Annotated in this window: 18 protein-coding genes; 10 read left to right on the top strand and 8 right to left on the bottom strand. The window is 60.6% G+C overall.

Annotated features, from left to right (window positions below; genetic code table 11):
- Positions 1–22: 22 nt before the first annotated feature.
- From J2046_RS00345 to J2046_RS00360, 4 genes are all read right to left on the bottom strand, one after another.
- Positions 23–1,156, bottom strand: coding sequence for a TRAP transporter substrate-binding protein (locus J2046_RS00345; protein ID WP_210047704.1), 1,134 nt, complete (start codon positions 1,154–1,156; stop codon positions 23–25).
- A 150-nt stretch (positions 1,157–1,306) separates the two neighbouring features.
- On the bottom strand, positions 1,307–1,468 hold the full coding sequence (locus tag J2046_RS00350) for a hypothetical protein (protein ID WP_210047707.1): 162 nt from the start codon (positions 1,466–1,468) through the stop codon (positions 1,307–1,309).
- Between the two features lie 255 nt (positions 1,469–1,723).
- Positions 1,724–2,704 (bottom strand): complex I NDUFA9 subunit family protein, encoded by a 981-nt coding sequence (locus J2046_RS00355; RefSeq protein WP_210047709.1) that lies wholly within the window; start codon positions 2,702–2,704, stop codon positions 1,724–1,726.
- 102 nt (positions 2,705–2,806) lie between these two features.
- On the bottom strand, positions 2,807–3,094 hold the full coding sequence (locus J2046_RS00360; protein ID WP_210047711.1) for a DUF1330 domain-containing protein: 288 nt from the start codon (positions 3,092–3,094) through the stop codon (positions 2,807–2,809).
- Between the two features lie 62 nt (positions 3,095–3,156).
- Between J2046_RS00360 and J2046_RS00365 the strand changes: the two genes are divergently transcribed.
- Positions 3,157–4,212, top strand: a complete 1,056-nt coding sequence (locus J2046_RS00365) for a right-handed parallel beta-helix repeat-containing protein (RefSeq protein WP_210047713.1) — start codon at positions 3,157–3,159, stop codon at positions 4,210–4,212.
- On the opposite strand, the gene pyrF is transcribed toward J2046_RS00365, so the two are convergent.
- The 4 genes from pyrF to dnaN all read right to left on the bottom strand — a co-directional run bounded on the left by pyrF (position 4,209) and on the right by dnaN (position 7,320).
- On the bottom strand, positions 4,209–4,901 hold the full coding sequence (gene pyrF / locus J2046_RS00370) for an orotidine-5'-phosphate decarboxylase (RefSeq protein ID WP_210047715.1): 693 nt from the start codon (positions 4,899–4,901) through the stop codon (positions 4,209–4,211). The two genes, J2046_RS00365 and pyrF, sit on opposite strands and share 4 nt — an antisense overlap.
- A complete protein-coding gene (locus J2046_RS00375) occupies positions 4,888–5,490 on the bottom strand; it encodes a histidine phosphatase family protein (protein WP_210047716.1) in 603 nt (200 codons plus the stop codon). Before J2046_RS00375 ends, pyrF begins: the two co-directional genes overlap by 14 nt.
- Entirely contained in the window at positions 5,487–6,080 is a 594-nt protein-coding gene (gene pmtA / locus J2046_RS00380) for a phospholipid N-methyltransferase PmtA (protein WP_210047719.1), read from the bottom strand. Before pmtA ends, J2046_RS00375 begins: the two co-directional genes overlap by 4 nt.
- 121 nt (positions 6,081–6,201) lie before the next feature.
- Complete coding sequence (dnaN, locus tag J2046_RS00385) at positions 6,202–7,320, bottom strand: DNA polymerase III subunit beta (protein WP_210047723.1); 1,119 nt, start codon at positions 7,318–7,320, stop codon at positions 6,202–6,204.
- A 262-nt stretch (positions 7,321–7,582) separates the two neighbouring features.
- On the opposite strand from dnaN, the gene rsmI reads away from it, so the two are divergent.
- The 9 genes from rsmI to J2046_RS00430 all read left to right on the top strand — a co-directional run bounded on the left by rsmI (position 7,583) and on the right by J2046_RS00430 (position 16,707).
- On the top strand, positions 7,583–8,491 hold the full coding sequence (rsmI, locus tag J2046_RS00390) for a 16S rRNA (cytidine(1402)-2'-O)-methyltransferase (RefSeq protein WP_210047724.1): 909 nt from the start codon (positions 7,583–7,585) through the stop codon (positions 8,489–8,491).
- A complete protein-coding gene (locus tag J2046_RS00395; protein ID WP_325169716.1) occupies positions 8,484–8,882 on the top strand; it encodes a YraN family protein in 399 nt (132 codons plus the stop codon). Before rsmI ends, J2046_RS00395 begins: the two co-directional genes overlap by 8 nt.
- Positions 8,883–8,993: 111 nt before the next feature.
- Positions 8,994–10,316 carry a sn-glycerol-3-phosphate ABC transporter substrate-binding protein UgpB gene (gene ugpB / locus J2046_RS00400; RefSeq protein WP_210047725.1) on the top strand — a complete coding sequence of 441 codons (1,323 nt, stop codon included), beginning with the start codon at positions 8,994–8,996 and terminating at the stop codon, positions 10,314–10,316.
- Positions 10,317–10,414: 98 nt separating this feature from the next.
- Positions 10,415–11,299, top strand: a complete 885-nt coding sequence (ugpA, locus tag J2046_RS00405; RefSeq protein ID WP_210047727.1) for a sn-glycerol-3-phosphate ABC transporter permease UgpA — start codon at positions 10,415–10,417, stop codon at positions 11,297–11,299.
- Between the two features lie 11 nt (positions 11,300–11,310).
- Positions 11,311–12,159 (top strand): sn-glycerol-3-phosphate ABC transporter permease UgpE, encoded by an 849-nt coding sequence (gene ugpE / locus J2046_RS00410; protein WP_210047729.1) that lies wholly within the window; start codon positions 11,311–11,313, stop codon positions 12,157–12,159.
- A gap of 2 nt (positions 12,160–12,161) precedes the next feature.
- On the top strand, positions 12,162–13,262 hold the full coding sequence (locus J2046_RS00415) for a sn-glycerol-3-phosphate import ATP-binding protein UgpC (protein WP_210047731.1): 1,101 nt from the start codon (positions 12,162–12,164) through the stop codon (positions 13,260–13,262).
- A gap of 105 nt (positions 13,263–13,367) precedes the next feature.
- Complete coding sequence (locus J2046_RS00420; RefSeq protein ID WP_210047733.1) at positions 13,368–13,871, top strand: cupin domain-containing protein; 504 nt, start codon at positions 13,368–13,370, stop codon at positions 13,869–13,871.
- A 74-nt stretch (positions 13,872–13,945) separates the two neighbouring features.
- Entirely contained in the window at positions 13,946–14,896 is a 951-nt protein-coding gene (gene gshB / locus J2046_RS00425; protein WP_210047738.1) for a glutathione synthase, read from the top strand.
- A 275-nt stretch (positions 14,897–15,171) separates the two neighbouring features.
- Positions 15,172–16,707, top strand: a complete 1,536-nt coding sequence (locus J2046_RS00430; protein ID WP_210047740.1) for a YifB family Mg chelatase-like AAA ATPase — start codon at positions 15,172–15,174, stop codon at positions 16,705–16,707.
- Positions 16,708–16,739 lie beyond the last annotated feature (32 nt).

Here is a 16,739-nt window from a genome sequence, read left to right on the forward strand (position 1 = left end):
TTTGGCACTGCGCCGGCTACCGTCAGAGGTTTATCTTGCCCGGGAAATAGTGATTGTACGCCAGGGCATAATCGGGAGATGCCATGAGTTCGAAGAAGGTGACGCGGTCGACCCATGCCCGCTGGCTGTCAAGCACCCGCTTCATGAACTCGTCCTTTTCGAGTTCAACGATCAGGTCGTCCCAGGCCTTGATCTCGGCATCGAGGATTTCCTTGGACGTCCGGTGCAGGTTCACCTGATGCTCGTCCCGAAGCTTCAGCAGGTCGGCCGAATAATTATCCATGGCCGAAGCCGTGTTGGCCGTCGACGCGGCCTCGACGGCATAGCGGGCAATTGCCTGCAGATCCGGCGGCAGGTCCTCGTAGAAATCTTTGTTGAACAGGAATTCGAAGCTCTCCGACGCCTGATGATAGGACGACAGATAATAGTGCTTGGCCACGTCCTGCGCACCAAAGCGGATGTCCGACGAGGGGTTGTTGAACTCGAAAGCGTCAATGACACCACGCTCCATAGCAGGCACGATTTCGCCGCCCGGCAATTGCGCCACGGACATGCCCATTGCCTGCATCAGGTCCGCGGCCAGACCGACTGTGCGGTATTTGAAACCGTTGACGTCGGCGACCGTATTGACTTCCTTCTTGAACCAGCCGAAGGGCTGGGCGAACATCGGGAAGCCGAGGAAGCCCACGACGTCGAGTTTCAGGATGTCCTGCTGGAGTTCACGATAGAATTCTGCGCCACCGCCGGCATAGAACCACGACAGCATTGTCGTGGCGGAGCCGCCGAAAACCGGCCCGGTACCGAACAGGGAAGCGCCTTTGTGTTTGCCGTACCAGTAGGCGCAGACGGAATGGGCCGCATCGATGACCCCGTCGTGGCAGGCATCGAGCACCTGGAAGGCACCGACCACGGAGCCTGCCGGCAGAAGATCGATCTTCAATCTGCCTGCGGACATGGCTTCGACGCGCTCCACGTACTGGCGCGCGAAGTCCATCCAGATATCCGATGCCGGCCATGAGGTCTGCATCTTCATCACGATCGGCGATTGTGCAAGAACCGCGGGTGCCGCCAAACTGCCCGCCGCAACCCCACCTGCGGTTGCGCCTATTTTCAGGAAAGACCGGCGCGTCGGCGCCTTCTTTTCGTGCGTGTCCATTGATTTCTCCTCCCGGTTGGGCGGGCCATTGCCCTTCTCCCGGGAGAAGTATTCAGGAAAAGCACAGACAACTCAATACAGGCGTGCAATATTTTGCCATCAAACGATCGTTGATTGCGTGTAAAGATGAGCGCTGTGCAATCGGAAGGATTATTGGAGAGCGGGCTTGATCGATGCCGTGCTGCACGGATCGACGCCATAGGCCGGCGTGCATTCGATTTTGCCGGCTGCGCCCGTCCTCGGGGCCATGAACGAACCCGCGAGAATGATCAGTGCTGCGCACGCAAAAAAGAGCGCGATGGGCTTGCCCATGGAGAAACGCCTTTCGGAAGAGGATTTGATCGTCACGGTTGAGTATCTATCTCGGCAGGAGCTTTATTGCTCGCATTCGAGAAATTCAATAAAGGATTTTGCTGAACCCGCCGTTAACGCGACTGCTTCAGTGACTGCGGCGTTTGCGCCACAGTTCATGCCTGAAAGATAAGCGGAAACAAAGGCATGCCCGCTTTTTGAGCGAGCAGGGAGCTGTTTCGGTGAGACAGAGGATCGGCTAATTTAGTAAAAATATCAGGCGGCCCGGCCGGAGCGCGTGTACTGGCCCTGCGGCCTGTACTGCACCAGATAGGAAGGCAGGACCGAGGTGGCGAGCGTCGGGCGGATGCCGATGGCTTCGAGCGTGCGCCCTTCCTTCACGGCGGCATCGGAAACCACGTTGTCCACCTTCAGAAGCTTCACCTGGTCGGGCGTGATTGGCGGCTGCACGAAGGGGATGAGCGAAGCGATGTTACCGATCAGCGATGCAATGCCGGAGGGCAGTGAAACCAGCCTGTTCTGCCGATTCGTGATGCGCAGCATCGTCTCGAGACATTGACGGAAGGTCATGACTTCCGGACCGCCAAGCTCGTAGATCTTGCCTGGGGCGATCGTACCGTCGACGGAACGGGCGATGGTTTCGGCGACATCCTCGACATAGACCGGCTGGAATTTCGTGTTGCCGCCGCCGACAAGCGGGAGGGCGGGGAAAATGCGCGCCATGGCGGCGAACTTGTTGAAGAAGCTGTCTTCCGGGCCGAACATGATCGACGGGCGGAGGATCACCGCATCCGGCATCAGGGAAAGGATCATCGCTTCCGCGCGGCCTTTGGTGCGGGCATAGGACGACTGCGAGTTCGGATCGGCGCCGATTGCGGAAATATGGGTAAGCTTGGCACCTGCGGCGCGGGCCGCTTCGGCAACCGAACGGGCACCGAAGTCCTGCACGGCGTCGAACGTGTTGCGGCTGGTCTCAAACATGATGCCGACACAGTTCACGACATGGGAAGCACCTTCGACCGCCCGGAAAACAGACTGGCGATAGCGAAGGTTGGCCTGGACGAGCGAGATCTGCCCGACATAACCGGCCGGCAGCAGGAAGCCTGCGAGATCCGGACGGCGCACGGCAACCCGCACGCGATAACCCCGTTTGGCAAGCGTCCGCACCACATGCCGCCCGACAAACCCCGATCCTCCGAAAACGGTAACGAGTGGCGGAAGGTTGTTGATGGTCATGGCATGCTCCGGGAGCCGATAGGGAAGGTTGAGAGCTGTTTAGCCGAATCGTGACGCGGGTGGAAGTGTCTCACTGCCGCACCTGCGATTGTTGTCCTCTCTTTAAATACCTTCCACGACGACCATTTCCGCATCCGCAACTTCCTGGCGGATTTTCGCGGCGATCTGATATTCCGGCGAGTTGTAGCAGTCGACGGCAGCCTGCTTCGAAGGAAACTCGATCACCACGTTGCGGGCACGCGCTTTGCCTTCCAGCTCGGTGAAGTCGCCGCCGCGGGCGAGAAAGTTGGCGCCGTATTTGTCGAAGGCCACCTTAGCGGCTGCCACATAATCCTTGTACCGTTCCGAGTCTCGGATATCGACGCGGGCGATCCAGTATCCCTTGGCCATGAAATCTCCTCCAATGCGCATTTCGATATGCTGACTTCAGGCAAATCCTCGGGCAAGTCAATATGAAGAGCACCGCACGATATCTGGCCCCGGCCGTCTTTGCCGCCCTCTGGCTGCTTGCGAGGTCCGCCCCTGCACATGCGGCAGCGACTGTCTGCGGGGCGGAAATCCGTGCGGCCTTGGATGCACCGGTTTCGAAGGCTTCGAAGCCGGTCGAGATCGCCTGCAATCTGAAACTCGCAGGGACAGACGTTATCACCATGCCGATCGCCTTTTCAGGCAGCGCTTCCTCGGGGGTGTCACTCGATTGCGACGGCGCGACGCTTGACGGAACAGCGGCGAAAGCGCGAACCCTGCTCATACGGTCCTTGCGCAACCGGGATGGCGGCTGGGACGTACCGCGGAATATCCGTATCCGCAACTGCATCATCAAGGGTGACGTGCGCATCCAGGGTCTTGGGCGAAACGGAGAGGCGGAGGGTGTGCGTCTGTCGTCCCTGCAGACCGGACATACCGCAAGGGCGCAGGCTGCCGCGCCAAGCGGAATAACGTTCGACAATGTCACCTTCGTGGGAAATGGCACCATCCCGCTTTATGCGGCGCCGGGTGTCACGGGGATGGCGGTCGAGAATTCCCGCTTCACAGGCAGAACGACCGCGACGGCGATCTATCTCGATGCGGAATCGGCCCGCAACCGCATCGTCGGCAACACGTTCGACATCCGCACCACCCGGCGAGAGATGATCGCGGTCGACGGTTCGGCGGAAAACCGGATCGCGCAGAACACGTTCGAGAATCCGATCAAGGGCGGCATCTTCCTTTACCGCAATTGCGGCGAGAGCGGCACGATCCGCCACCAGGCGCCGGAACGCAATGTGATCGCCGGCAACACGTTCCGCTACATGAATTTCTGGGCAGCACGGCCGGCGGTCTGGCTCGGCAGCCGGCAGGGTTCACGCTCATATTGTTTCTCGCGGCCGGACCGTCCGTTCGGCAGCAGTCTCAGCGCCCTCGACCATGCGCGATACAATACTGTCACCGGCAACCGCCTGCCGGGCGGTACCCCGCAGTTGATCGTCGATCACGACGAACACAACACGGTTTCGGACAATCGCTAGAGGACGCTTTGCATCTCGGCGAGAATGGCTTCGGCCGCGGCCTTCGGGTCCGGCGCCTTGACGATCGGCCGAGCGACGACGAGATGGCTCGATCCGGCGCGAAGTGCATCGGCCGGCGTCATCACCCGCTTCTGGTCACCTACGTCCGAGCCGGCAGGCCGGATGCCCGGTGTCACGACCGCCATGGTGGTGCCGACGATCTTGCGCACGGCAGAGGCTTCTTCCGCCGAGCAGACGATACCGCCCATGCCGGCGGCAAGTGCCTGTTCGGCGCGGCGCAGCACCAGCGTATGCGGGTCATATTCGTAACCGGCATCCGTCAGGTCCGCCTCGTCCATCGAGGTCAGCACGGTGACGGCAAGCAGGCAGAGATCGGAGCCTTTGGCTGCCGCGACGGCGGCGCGCATCGCCTTCGGATAGGCATGCAAGGTCAACATCGTGACACCCATCTTGACGATGTTCTCGACGCCCTTCGCCACCGTGTTGTCGATGTCGAGCAGCTTCATGTCGAGGAAGACCTGTTTGCCGTCCTTGACGAGGTCGCGAGCGAATTCGAGGCCTCCGGCAAAGGCGAGCTGGTAGCCGATCTTGTAGAAAGAAACCGTGTCGCCGAGCGTGGCGACCATTTTCTCCGCCTCGGCAGTTGTGGGGATGTCGAGGCCGACGATCAGACGGTCACGCGCATTCATGCCTGATTCCTTCCCATGTCTCGATGGGTGTCCACTCGCATGAGACAGCTCGATCCGCAAGTCCGAAACAGAAGAGATTTCCGCCGCCGGGCGGCTGGTCGCGATCGCGACCGATAGGCCTGCCGGCCAGATGGCACTTCAGCAGCGTCCCGACGCCCCCGTGGCCCACGAAGGCGATGGGCATTTTGGAGTCGTGATCGGCAAGGATGCGGTTGACGGCGGAGACGATGCGAGCCTGCGCGTCGACGGCGCGTTCCCAGCCCTTGAAGCTCTGATCCGGGTGGGCGAAAAACCAGTCGGCGGCCTTCTCGAATTCCGGTGGCGGCAGGAAACCGGTCGCCGAGCGGTCGTTCTCATGCGTGTCATGAGCGGTCTCGACTGCGATACCGGAAGCCGCAGCGAGAATTTCGGCCGTTTCGATCGCCTTCGTTTCATCGCTGGAGATGATCCGCCCGAGTTTCCTTGCCCATCCGGAACGTGAGGCTTGTTCGGCGCGCGTCCGGCCGATGTCCGACAACCCCCATCGCGGCACAGGCACATCCGGATCGATCCTGACCTGCGGGTGGGTGATGTAGAGGCCGAACGTCATGGACGGCTATAGGTCCACAGCTGGGCCGGCGGAATGTTGCGGACCACGAAATCGTAATGCCTGATCCGGTAGCGGTCCGGGTTCGCGATGATCGGCGAGACGGGACCGTAGGTAATCTGCATGACCGGCCGGCCGGCCGGAATGCGGCCGAGAAGATCTTCCAGAAGCGCGATACGGCGCTCCATGGGGAAGCTCAGGAGCGGGATCGCGGAGACGACGCTGTCGAAGGTTTTGTCCCTCCAGGCGCCGAGCGTGCGTTCGAGATCGAAGGCGTCGCCGTTGATGAAGTTTACGCCCGGAAATGCGCGGACCAGATGCTGGTAGAAATCGGTCGAATATTCGATCGAGACGAGATTTTCCGGGGCGATGCCGTGCTTCAGGATCGCCTTGGTGATGATGCCCGTGCCAGGCCCGAGTTCGAGGACCGGCAGGCCGGATGCCGTGTCGACGATGCTTGCCATGCGCCCGGCAGTAACGGAAGAGGTGGGGCAGATCGCGCCAACCCTTTTCGGGCCATCCATCCAGCCCTTGAAGAACCGGATTTCCTCGTCGAACTTGCGGCCAAGCCGTTCCTTCAGTCGCAATTCCATGGATATGCCTCTCCCTTTCGGCCCCTATCTGGACCCGCATGCCGCAAAAGCAAGAGAAAATGTCGCAGCGGGCAAAAAACCAAGAAAAAGGCGGCTGAAGTTTCCCAGCCGCCCTGAATGATCAGACGCGCATCGGCATCAGCACATAGAGTGCATCATCCCCCGCCGTGTCGCGCACCAGCGTTGGCGACCCCGCATCCGCCAGCATAAAGATTGCATCTTCGCCGGAAAGCTGCGCCGTGATGTCGAGCAGGTATTTGGCGTTGAAGCCGATCTCCATCGGATCGCTTTCGTAGCCGACGGCCACTTCTTCCGTAGCGCTGCCGGAATCCGGGTTGTTGACGGTCAACAGGAGCTGGCCGTCCGTGAGCGACAGTTTGACCGCCCGGCCTCTTTCCGAGGAAATGGTCGAGACGCGGTCTACGGCTTTGGTGAAGCTCTCGCAATCGACGCGCATCTCCTTGTCGTTGCCGGTCGGGATGACGCGCTGATAATCGGGGAAAGTGCCGTCGATCAGTTTCGAAGTCATCACGATGGTGCCGATCGTCAGGCGGATCTTGGCGTCCGACAGTTCAACGGTGACGATCGCTTCCGGGTCCTCGACCAGCTTCTGCAATTCGCCGACCGTCTTGCGCGGAATGATGATGCCCGGCATGCCCTCGGAGCCGGACGGCGCCTGGACGTCGGCACGGGCGAGGCGGTGCCCGTCGGTGGCGACGGCGCGAAGCTTCAGGTCACCGCCGGCCTCGATCGTGTGGAAGAAGATGCCGTTCAGATAATAGCGGGTCTCCTCCGTGGAGATCGCGAACTGCGTGCGGTCGATCAGCATCTTCAGATCGCTCGCCTTCAGTTTGAAGGTATGCGTGAAACTGCCGGCCGTCAGATCCGGGAAATCCGATTCCGGCAGGCACTGCAGCGAGAATTTCGACCGGCCGGACTGCACGGTCATCGAGCCGCCGTCTGGTGTGGTGGCAAGCAGCACCTCGGAGCCGTCGGGCAGCTTGCGGACGATTTCGTAAAGCAGATGCGCGGGAACCGTCGTCGCGCCGGCATTCTCCACCATGGCCGGCACGGCTTCGGTGATTTCCAGATCGAGATCGGTCGCCTTGAGATCCAGGCTATTGCCGGAAGCGCGCATCAGCACGTTGGAAAGGATCGGGATCGTGTTCCGCCGCTCGACCACACGATGCACGTGGTTCAGCGATTTTAAGAGGTTGGACCGCTCAAGAGTAATACGCATGGACGCTATCGCTTTCGACCGTGGCGATCCGGCTTGGGCCGGACCTCCTGATATTCTGCCGGCTGAGTGCCAGCCTGATGATGTGGACGGGCAAAATGGCAGAGATCGGCGGCGAAAAGCAAGAGGTTAACGAGATGTCATTGTGGCATTTCCACCTTGCCGTCTGCCCTGCACACAGAAAACTTGGCTCGCCTTTACTTGCCGAAGCGGGTCGGCTTCATCATAAAGAACCTCCATGTCCACGAACCTTGCCTGATGCCCTGTGACCGATGACCTGAAAAACCAGCGCGGCTATCGCGTCGCCAACACGTTCGTGCCCGCCCGGCCTCTGGAGCCGGCACTCTATCTGGTCGCGACTCCGATCGGCAATCTCGGCGATATGACGCTGCGGGCTCTGGAAACATTGGCCGGCGCCGATGTGCTCGCCTGCGAGGATACCCGTGTCACCCGCGTGCTGCTCGATCGCTATGGCATCGTCAACAGGCCTTTCGCCTATCATGAGCACAACGCCGATGAGGCGGGGCCGAAACTGCTTGCCGCCCTGGAGGAGGGAAAATCCGTGGCGCTCGTCTCCGATGCCGGGACGCCGCTCGTATCCGATCCCGGCTACCGGCTGACGCAGATGGCGATCGAGGCCGGCCGTAAGGTGGTGCCGATCCCCGGCGCGTCCGCGCCGCTTGCCGCACTCGTCGGCTCCGGCATGCCGTCCGATGCATTTCTGTTCGCCGGCTTCCTGCCGGCAAAGGACAAGGGGCGGCGGGACCGGCTGGCGGAGCTTTCGAAAGTGCCGGCGACGCTGATCTTCTTTGAATCGCCCCATCGCATCGGCGTGACGCTGGCCGCGGCCGCCGACGTGCTGGGTGGAGACCGGCGTGCCTGCGTATGCCGGGAACTCACGAAGACCTTCGAGGAGTTCCGCCGCGGCACGCTGGAGGAACTGGCTGCCTACTATAGTGACGATCGCGTGGTAAAGGGCGAGATCGTGTTGCTCCTGGCGCCGCCGGAAGCCAAAGAAGCGCTGGGGGAGGTGGAGGTCGACATGCTGCTGCGCGAGCTTGCCGCCACGATGCCGACCGCAAAGGCGGCGACCGAGGCGGCCCGCCTCGTCGGCCTTCCCCGCAAGGACCTCTACCAGCGGCTTCTGGCACTGAAGGGCGAGAACGGTGGCTGAGGATGGTGCCGGCCTGAAACGCCGCAGGACAGTGCGCCTAAAAGCTGAACGGCAGAAGGCCCAGCGCTGGGGGCATATCTCGGAATATCTCGCCGCATTCTACCTCATGGCCAAGGGCTACCGGGTCCTTTCGATCCGCCATCGCACGAGGCTCGGCGAGATCGATCTCATCGTCCGCAAGGGTGACCTGGTCGCCTTTGTCGAGGTGAAGGCGCGGGCCGGCGAGCAGGAGGCCATCGATGCGGTCGGCTATGCCGCCCAGAAGCGGATCCGGGCGGCCAGCGATCTATGGTTGGCGAAGCGGAAGGACGCGGCGGGCCTGTCGCAGCGTTACGACATCGTCGTCATTCGGCGGGGTCGTTTGCCTCGGCATTATCCGGATGCGTTCTAATAAATGGCCTTGATCCTTGTTCTGTTAAAAAACTGACATAAAACTGTAAAGTTGGTGTCATGGGAGGACCCTATTCGGGGCCGGCACCAATCAAGGTGGAGGACTTTTTTCATGTTGAAGAAACTTTCGATGGCCGCTGTTGCGGTTGCATTGTCCGCGACGTCGTCGCTTGCGGCGACGGAGATCACCTGGTGGCACGCCATGGGCGCGGAACTGGGACAGAAGCTTGAGGGGATCGCCAAGAAGTTCAACGAGAGTCAGACCGAGTATCATGTGACTCCCGTCTTCAAAGGTACCTATCCTGAAACCTTGACCGCAGCCATCGCCGCCTTCCGCGCCGGTCAGCAGCCAGCAATCGTGCAGGTCTTCGAGGTCGGCACCGGCACGATGATGGCAGCCAAGGGCGCCGTCTACCCCGTCTATAAGCTGATGACCGACAACAAGGAGCCCTGGGATCCGAAAGGCTTCCTCACGCCCGTGACGGGTTATTATTCCGACACGGAAGGCAACATCCTGTCGATGCCGTTCAACTCGTCGACTCCGATCATGTACTACAACAAGGATGTCTTCAAAAAGGCGGGCCTTGATCCAGAAGTCGCCCCGAAGACCTGGAAGGAAGTCGAAGAATTCTCCAAGAAGATCGTTTCGTCCGGTGCGGCGAAGTGTGGTTTCACCTCCGGTTGGATTTCCTGGGTCCAGCTCGAAAATCTTTCGGCAATTCACGATAAGCCCTATGGCACGCTGGAAAACGGCTTCGGCGGCTTGAAGACCGAGTTCACCTTCAACGGCGACCTGCAGGCCCGCCACTGGGAGAACCTGAAGAAATGGGCGGATGAAGGTCTCTTCCAATACGGTGGCCCGGTCGGCGGCAACGACGCTCCGCCGAAATTCTATGCCCAGGAATGCGCGATCTACATGAATTCTTCCGCTTCTCGCGCCGGCGTCATGCTGAATGCCAAGGGTTTCGAGGTTGGTTTTGCACCGCTTCCCTATTATGACGACGCGATTGCCGAGCCGAAGAACTCGATCATCGGTGGCGCCACGCTCTGGGTGCTCAACGGCCAGAAGGACCCGAATGTCTACAAGGGCGTTGCCAAGTTCTTCACCTATCTTTCCAAAGCGGAAGTCCAGGCGGATTGGCACCAGTTCTCCGGCTATCTTCCGATTACCAATGCTGCCTACGAACTCGGCCAGCAGCAGGGGTACTATGCAAAGAATCCGGGTTCTGACGTGGCGATCAAGCAGATCACCCGCGGCACGCCGACAGCGAATTCGAAGGGCATCAGGTTCGGTAACCTGACCCAGGTGCGTGACGTTATCGACAGCGAATTCGAAGCGCTTCTGGCAGGCAAGAAGACGGCCAAGGAAGCTCTCGATAATGCCGTTGTTCGCGGTAACAAGATCCTTCGCGACTTCGAAGCTGCAAATAACTGATCTCTCATTCAATGGGAAAGGGCCGGACATGTCCGGCCCTTTCCCGATTGGAGATTTTCAGGCGCTGACGCAACGAGCGGGATCCGGATATTTTCCTCATGCAGACCAAGCGTACGATCTTCCAGAATAAACTGCTGCCTTACTTGCTGCTCGTGCCGCAGCTGGCCGTAACCATAGTTTTCTTCCTCTGGCCGGCCGGGCAGGCAGTGAAATCGTCATTCGAACGCGAGGATCCCTTCGGTTTCCGCACCACATTCATCTGGTTCGACAATTACCTTCAGCTTTTTGAAGACCCTGAATACCTGAATTCACTCGGTCGGACGGCGATCTTCGCAGTGTCTGTCACCTTGCTGTCCATGAGCCTTGCCTTGCTCTTCGCGGTCGCCGTCAACCGGTTGCTGCGTTCCGGACGGGTCTACACCACGCTGCTTCTCTGGCCCTATGCCGTGGCTCCCGTCGTTGCAGGCGTCCTGTGGTGGTTCATGTTCAATCCGACCATAGGCATCCTGCCTTATCTGCTCGCCAGGTTGGGCATCAGCTGGAACCATCGTGTCGATGGCACAGACGCGATGATCCTCATTATTCTGGCAGCGAGCTGGAAGCAGATATCGTACAATTTTCTTTTTTTCGTTGCCGGTCTGCAATCGGTGCCGCAGTCACTGGTCGAGGCGGCGGCAATTGATGGGGCCGGGCCATTCAAGAGGTTCTGGACGATCGTCTTCCCACTCCTTTCGCCTACGACTTTCTTCTTGATGATCATCAATATCAACTACGCCATGTTCGAGACGTTCGGCACGATCGACGGTTCCACAGGCGGAGGTCCGGCGGGTGCGACCAATACGCTGGTCTACAAGGTCTATGCGGACGGCTTCCTCGGGCTCAATATCGGTTCGTCTGCGGCCCAGTCCGTCATCCTGATGCTGATCGTCATAGCTTTGACAGCCGTCCAGTTCCGCTGGGTCGAGCGGCGCGTCCAGTATTAGGAGGAATAAGAATGGTTGAAAACCGCCCGTTCCTGACGTTCCTCACCCATTTCGTTCTGATCCTGGGTGTCATTGTCGTCGTCTTTCCGGTTTATCTTGCCTTCATCGCTTCGACCCAGGGGCCTTCGGACTTCCTGTCCGGCGTCGTGCCGCTTCTTCCCGGCTCGCACCTGATGGAAAACTACGGTCAGATGTTGACGGGAGGCATGTCTCGCGCCGGTGCTCCGCCGCTGTGGATCCTGCTCGGCAATTCGTTGCTGATGGCAATCATCATCGCGGTAGGAAAGATCGCCATCTCTATCATCTCAGCCTATGCGATCGTTTATTTCCGGTTTCCTTTTCGGCTATTGGCATTCTGGCTGATCTTCATCACTCTCATGCTGCCGGTTGAGGTCCGCATCGTGCCGACGTTCAAGGTCGTGGCGGATCTTGGAATGTTGAATTCCTATGCCGGTCTCACGATTCCTCTCATTGCGTCGGCTACCGCGACGTTCCTTTTCCGGCAATTCTTCCTGACCATCCCGGACGAATTGATGGAGGCCGCCCGCGTGGATGGTTCAGGCCCGATGAAATTCTTTCGGGACATCCTGCTTCCGCTCAGCCGCACGAATATCGCAGCGCTTTTCGTGGTACTCTTCATCTACGGCTGGATTCAATACCTGTGGCCGCTGCTGATCACGAATGACAGCCGCTACTATACGATCGTCATGGCGATCAAGCGCTTGGCAGCCGTTGCCGATAGCGATCCTCAGTGGAATCTCGTGATGGCGGCGATGATACTCGCCATGCTGCCGCCTGTCCTCGTCGTCATCCTTATGCAGCGCCTGTTCGTAAAAGGCCTTGTCGAAACGGAGAAATAACAATGGCTTCCATCGATGTTGAAAATGTCGGTAAGGTCTATTCCGGAGGCGTGCGCGCCGTCACGGATATCAAGCTGAACATCGCCGATGGCGAATTCATCGTGCTGGTCGGCCCGTCGGGTTGCGGCAAATCCACGCTTCTGCGCATGGTTGCCGGGCTCGAGACGATTTCCGAAGGCGAAGTGAAGATCGGTTCCAAGGTCGTCAACAATGTCGAACCGGCGGATCGCGACATCGCGATGGTGTTTCAGAACTATGCGCTCTATCCGCATATGACTGTCTATAACAACCTCGCCTATGGCCTGAAGAACCGCGGTACGCCGAAGTCCGAGATCGATACTCGCGTCGCAGAAGCCGCCCGCATGCTGGAGATCACCCAGTATCTCGACCGCAAGCCGCGTGCGCTCTCCGGCGGCCAGCGCCAGCGCGTCGCCATGGGCCGTGCCATCGTCCGCAAGCCGGCGGCCTTCCTCTTCGACGAGCCGCTCTCCAACCTCGACGCTAAGCTGCGCGTTTCCATGCGCGGCGAGATCAAGCGCCTCCAGCGCCGCCTCGGCACCACCTCGATCTATGTGACCCATGATCAGCTGGAAGCGATGACGCTCGCCGACCGCCTCGTCGTGCTGAATGGAGGCAGGATCGAGCAGATCGGTGCGCCGCTGGAAGTCTATCACGCGCCGGCGTCCACTTTCGTGGCGAGCTTTATCGGTTCCCCGGCCATGAACCTCGTCAAGGGCGAACTGCATGGCGACAGGCTGGCGATCGGCCCGTCGGTGATCGGCCTCAATGGTTTCGCGCCCGCCTCCGGTCCCGTTACGGTCGGTGTCCGCGCCGAAGATATGCGGGTTGCGCACGAGGGTGAGGAAGCGTTGCCGTTCCGTCTGGAATACACGGAAGAGTTGGGCTCACAGCGTCTCATTCACGGCGCCGTGGGCGATCAACAGGTTACCGTCGCTGTCTCGCCCGAGACCGAACTCGCGCCTGAGATGCGCATTGCAGTCGATGCGAAGCGTCTGCACTTCTTTGCCGCGGATACCGGCCGGCGCCTTGCGGGCAAAGTTCCGGCCGAGGCGAAATTCGTGCCTGCCGAGCCGGTAGCCTGATCGGTCCTGAAATCGGGCCGATCGCTAAAATTGTAGCGTCGGTCTGAACGACCGGCTTACGCTTTGCGGCTACTGTCCCCCGGACCTGACAGCCAAGGGGGCAACATGAGCTGGCAAATCCTGGCGGCGGCCGCGACGGCCATCGCCGTCCGATACAAATCCTATGCGCCGGAACCGTCGACGGCAAAACCCTTCATCGGAGCCTGCCCGGATTCTCTGGAGATGGCGCCGCTTCCGATCGAGCCGAACTGGGTGATTGCAGGCAATCCGCAGGCGCGGGCCGCTTCCCACTCGAAGGCTGAGGACGAATGCGCGGCTACCGGTGTGTGGGATTGCACGGCGGGCACCTTCCGCTGGTTCTTCGGCTGGGACGAGACGGTGGTCATCCTCGAAGGCGAGGTGCATGTGACCGCGGAGGATGGCACACAGCGCGTTCTCCGTGCCGGCGACGTCGCCTATTTCAAGGGCGGCACCTGGGCGACTTGGCACATCGACAACTATGTCAGGAAGATCGCCTTCCTGCGCAAGCCGTTTCCCGCGCCGCTCGCATTTCTCTACCGCCTGCGCAACATGCTGCGTCCCAGGGCCCAGGTCGGCCTCGCCGGCTGATGGTCGCTTTGACCGGTTGCCTTTGGGTGTCCGCCGTCCTACATCAGGCGGGCACTTTTTGAGGGGCTAAAGTCATGGCGAGAATCCGCAAAGTCGCATTTCAGATGGACCATATCTCCGGCATCAATATCGTCGGCGATTCCACCTTTGCCATGGCGCTTGAGGCGCAGGCCCGCGGCTACGAGCTTTTCCATTATACGCCCGACCGGCTGAGCATGCGCGACGGCAAGGTCTTTGCCGCCGTCGAGCCGCTTTCGGTCCGCGACGTGAAAGGCGACCACTTCACGCTCGGCGACAGGCAGCGTGTCGACCTCTCGACCATGGACGTCATTCATCTGCGTCAGGATCCGCCCTTCGACATGGGCTATATCACCTCGACGCATCTGCTTGAGCGCATTCACCCGAAGACGCTGGTGGTGAACGATCCGGCCTGGGTGCGCAATTCGCCGGAAAAGATCTTCGTCACGGAATTTGCCGACCTGATGCCGGCGACGCTCATCAGCCGTGATGCCGGTGAAATCGCCCGCTTCCGCCAGGAGATGGGCGACATCATCCTGAAGCCGCTCTATGGCAATGGCGGGGCCGGCGTCTTCCATTCCGCCCGCGACGACCGCAATTTCTCCTCGCTGCTGGAAATGTTCAACCAGATGTATCGCGGCGAGCCCTTCATCGCCCAGGCCTATCTGCCGGCCGTGCGCAAGGGCGACAAGCGCATTCTGTTGATTGACGGCAAGCCGGTCGGGGCGATCAATCGCGTACCGGCCGAGCACGACAGCCGCTCCAATATGCATGTCGGCGGCCGCGCGGAACCCGTCGAGATCACCGCGCGGGAAGAGGAAATCTGCGCCCGCATCGGGCCCGCGCTGCGGGAGCGCGGTTTCCTTTTCGTTGGCATTGACGTGATCGGCGACTACATGACCGAGATCAACGTCACGTCCCCGACCGGCATCCGCGAAGTGAAGAAGTTCGGCGGTGCCGATGTCGCAAGCCTTCTTTGGGATGCAATCGAAGAAAAACGTGGCTAATAAAGCAATTCCGGAAAGGTGCGAGGCTTCGCTCGCTCCAAATTGCACAAAAAGAACGCATCTGCATGATTTCGTGAAGGTTGAGCTGCCAGCGTTTTGGTTACGGATCATCTTTGTTCCGTCAATACAACTGCATACAACCTGATTGCAGCGGTGGCGCGAAATTGTTCGTTTAATGTTCTTGTTTTATTCCTCGTTCCGTGCCAGATTGCAATCGCTGGCGCGGAAAACGTGTAATCGTTAACGCTTCAGATAGGGCTTGGGGGCGAGTTCAGATGGTTGCACGCGTCAGTACGGTAGCGTTTCAGGGGATCGAGGGCGTTCCGGTCGACGTCCAAGTGATGGTCGGTCCGGGCAAGATGAACATGCACATCGTCGGCCTGCCGGACAAGGCTGTGGCGGAAAGCCGGGAACGGGTGCAGGCGGCACTGCATGCCTCCGGGCTTGCCATGCCGCCCAAGAAGGTGACGGTCAACCTGGCGCCGGCGGATCTGCCGAAGGAAGGGTCGCATTTCGATCTTCCGATTGCGCTTGGGCTGATGGCGGCGCTGGGCGCGATACCTGCGGATGCGTTGACCGATTATGTGGTGATCGGAGAACTCAATCTCGACGGAACGCTGGCGCCGGTGACAGGCGCCCTGCCGGCGGCGATCGGTGCCAACGCGATGGGAAAAGGCCTGATCTGCCCGGCCGATAGCGGTGCGGAAGCGGCCTGGGCGGGCGCGGATATCGATATCGTCGCGCCGCGCAGCTTGATTGCGCTTGCCAATCATTTCCGCGGCACCCAGGTGATCTCGCGACCGCAGCCGGCGATCCGCGCGATGCCGGCCAATCTCCCCGATCTCGCCGATATCAAGGGGCAGGAAAGCGCCAAGCGGGCGCTGGAAGTAGCGGCGGCCGGCGGACACAATCTCCTGATGGCAGGCCCGCCCGGCTCCGGGAAATCCATGCTGGCGGCGCGGCTTCCTTCCATCCTGCCGCCGCTGTCGGCAGCCGAACTTCTGGAAGTCTCGATGATCCATTCGATCGCCGGCCAGCTTTCCGGCGGCAAGCTTTCGGACCGCCGGCCCTATCGCACGCCGCATCATTCGGCGACGATGGCGGCGCTGGTGGGAGGCGGCCTCCGTGCCAGGCCGGGCGAGGCTTCGCTTGCTCATCACGGGGTGCTTTTTCTCGATGAGTTCCCGGAGTTTTCGCCCCAGGCGCTCGATGCGCTGCGCCAGCCGCTGGAAACGGGCGAGTGCGTGATTGCCCGAGCCAACCATCGGGTTTCCTATCCGGCGAGCATCCAGCTCGTTGCTGCCATGAACCCGTGCCGCTGCGGCATGGCGGGTGAACCCGGCCATACCTGTGCGCGCGGGCCGCGCTGTGCCGCCGATTACCAGGCGCGAATTTCCGGCCCCCTGATGGACCGTATCGACATCCGGATCGACGTGCCGGCGGTCTCAGCCGCCGACCTGATCCGCCCGATGCCGGCGGAAAGGAGCGCCGATGTCGCAAAGCGGGTCGCGATGGCTCGAGAGCGGCAGCGCGAACGTTTCGCGGGCGCCGGCTGCCCGGATATCCTCACCAATGCCCGCTGCTCGACATCGCTGATCGAGAAGTTCGCCGAGCCGGACCCGAGTGGTCTGCAGTTGCTGCGGGACGCCGCCGAAAAGCTGAAGTTTTCCGCCCGCGGCTACCATCGGGTGCTCAAGGTGGCGCGCACGCTGGCCGATCTCGACGATAAGGATACGGTCGGCCGTATCCATCTCGCCGAAGCGATTTCCTATCGCATGGCCGGCGAACGGCTCGCGAATGCGGCGGCGTAATGTGGGGCGAATAGCGAATAGGGCCTGTTTGG

The sequence above is a fragment of the Neorhizobium petrolearium genome, assembly GCF_017873175.1.
Lineage (GTDB): Bacteria > Pseudomonadota > Alphaproteobacteria > Rhizobiales > Rhizobiaceae > Neorhizobium > Neorhizobium petrolearium.

Coding starts and splice junctions, on each gene's coding strand:
- J2046_RS00350 (WP_210047707.1), bottom strand. CDS start 1,468: ATGGGCAAGCCCATCGCGCTCTTTTTTGCGTGCGCAGCACTGATCATT.
- J2046_RS00355 (WP_210047709.1), bottom strand. CDS start 2,704: ATGACCATCAACAACCTTCCGCCACTCGTTACCGTTTTCGGAGGATCG.
- J2046_RS00430 (WP_210047740.1), top strand. CDS start 15,172: ATGGTTGCACGCGTCAGTACGGTAGCGTTTCAGGGGATCGAGGGCGTT.
- ugpB (WP_210047725.1), top strand. CDS start 8,994: ATGTTGAAGAAACTTTCGATGGCCGCTGTTGCGGTTGCATTGTCCGCG.
- gshB (WP_210047738.1), top strand. CDS start 13,946: ATGGCGAGAATCCGCAAAGTCGCATTTCAGATGGACCATATCTCCGGC.
- ugpE (WP_210047729.1), top strand. CDS start 11,311: ATGGTTGAAAACCGCCCGTTCCTGACGTTCCTCACCCATTTCGTTCTG.
- dnaN (WP_210047723.1), bottom strand. CDS start 7,320: ATGCGTATTACTCTTGAGCGGTCCAACCTCTTAAAATCGCTGAACCAC.
- J2046_RS00415 (WP_210047731.1), top strand. CDS start 12,162: ATGGCTTCCATCGATGTTGAAAATGTCGGTAAGGTCTATTCCGGAGGC.
- J2046_RS00345 (WP_210047704.1), bottom strand. CDS start 1,156: ATGGACACGCACGAAAAGAAGGCGCCGACGCGCCGGTCTTTCCTGAAA.
- J2046_RS00365 (WP_210047713.1), top strand. CDS start 3,157: ATGAAGAGCACCGCACGATATCTGGCCCCGGCCGTCTTTGCCGCCCTC.
- J2046_RS00420 (WP_210047733.1), top strand. CDS start 13,368: ATGAGCTGGCAAATCCTGGCGGCGGCCGCGACGGCCATCGCCGTCCGA.
- pmtA (WP_210047719.1), bottom strand. CDS start 6,080: ATGGAATTGCGACTGAAGGAACGGCTTGGCCGCAAGTTCGACGAGGAA.
- pyrF (WP_210047715.1), bottom strand. CDS start 4,901: ATGAATGCGCGTGACCGTCTGATCGTCGGCCTCGACATCCCCACAACT.
- J2046_RS00375 (WP_210047716.1), bottom strand. CDS start 5,490: ATGACGTTCGGCCTCTACATCACCCACCCGCAGGTCAGGATCGATCCG.
- ugpA (WP_210047727.1), top strand. CDS start 10,415: ATGCAGACCAAGCGTACGATCTTCCAGAATAAACTGCTGCCTTACTTG.
- J2046_RS00360 (WP_210047711.1), bottom strand. CDS start 3,094: ATGGCCAAGGGATACTGGATCGCCCGCGTCGATATCCGAGACTCGGAA.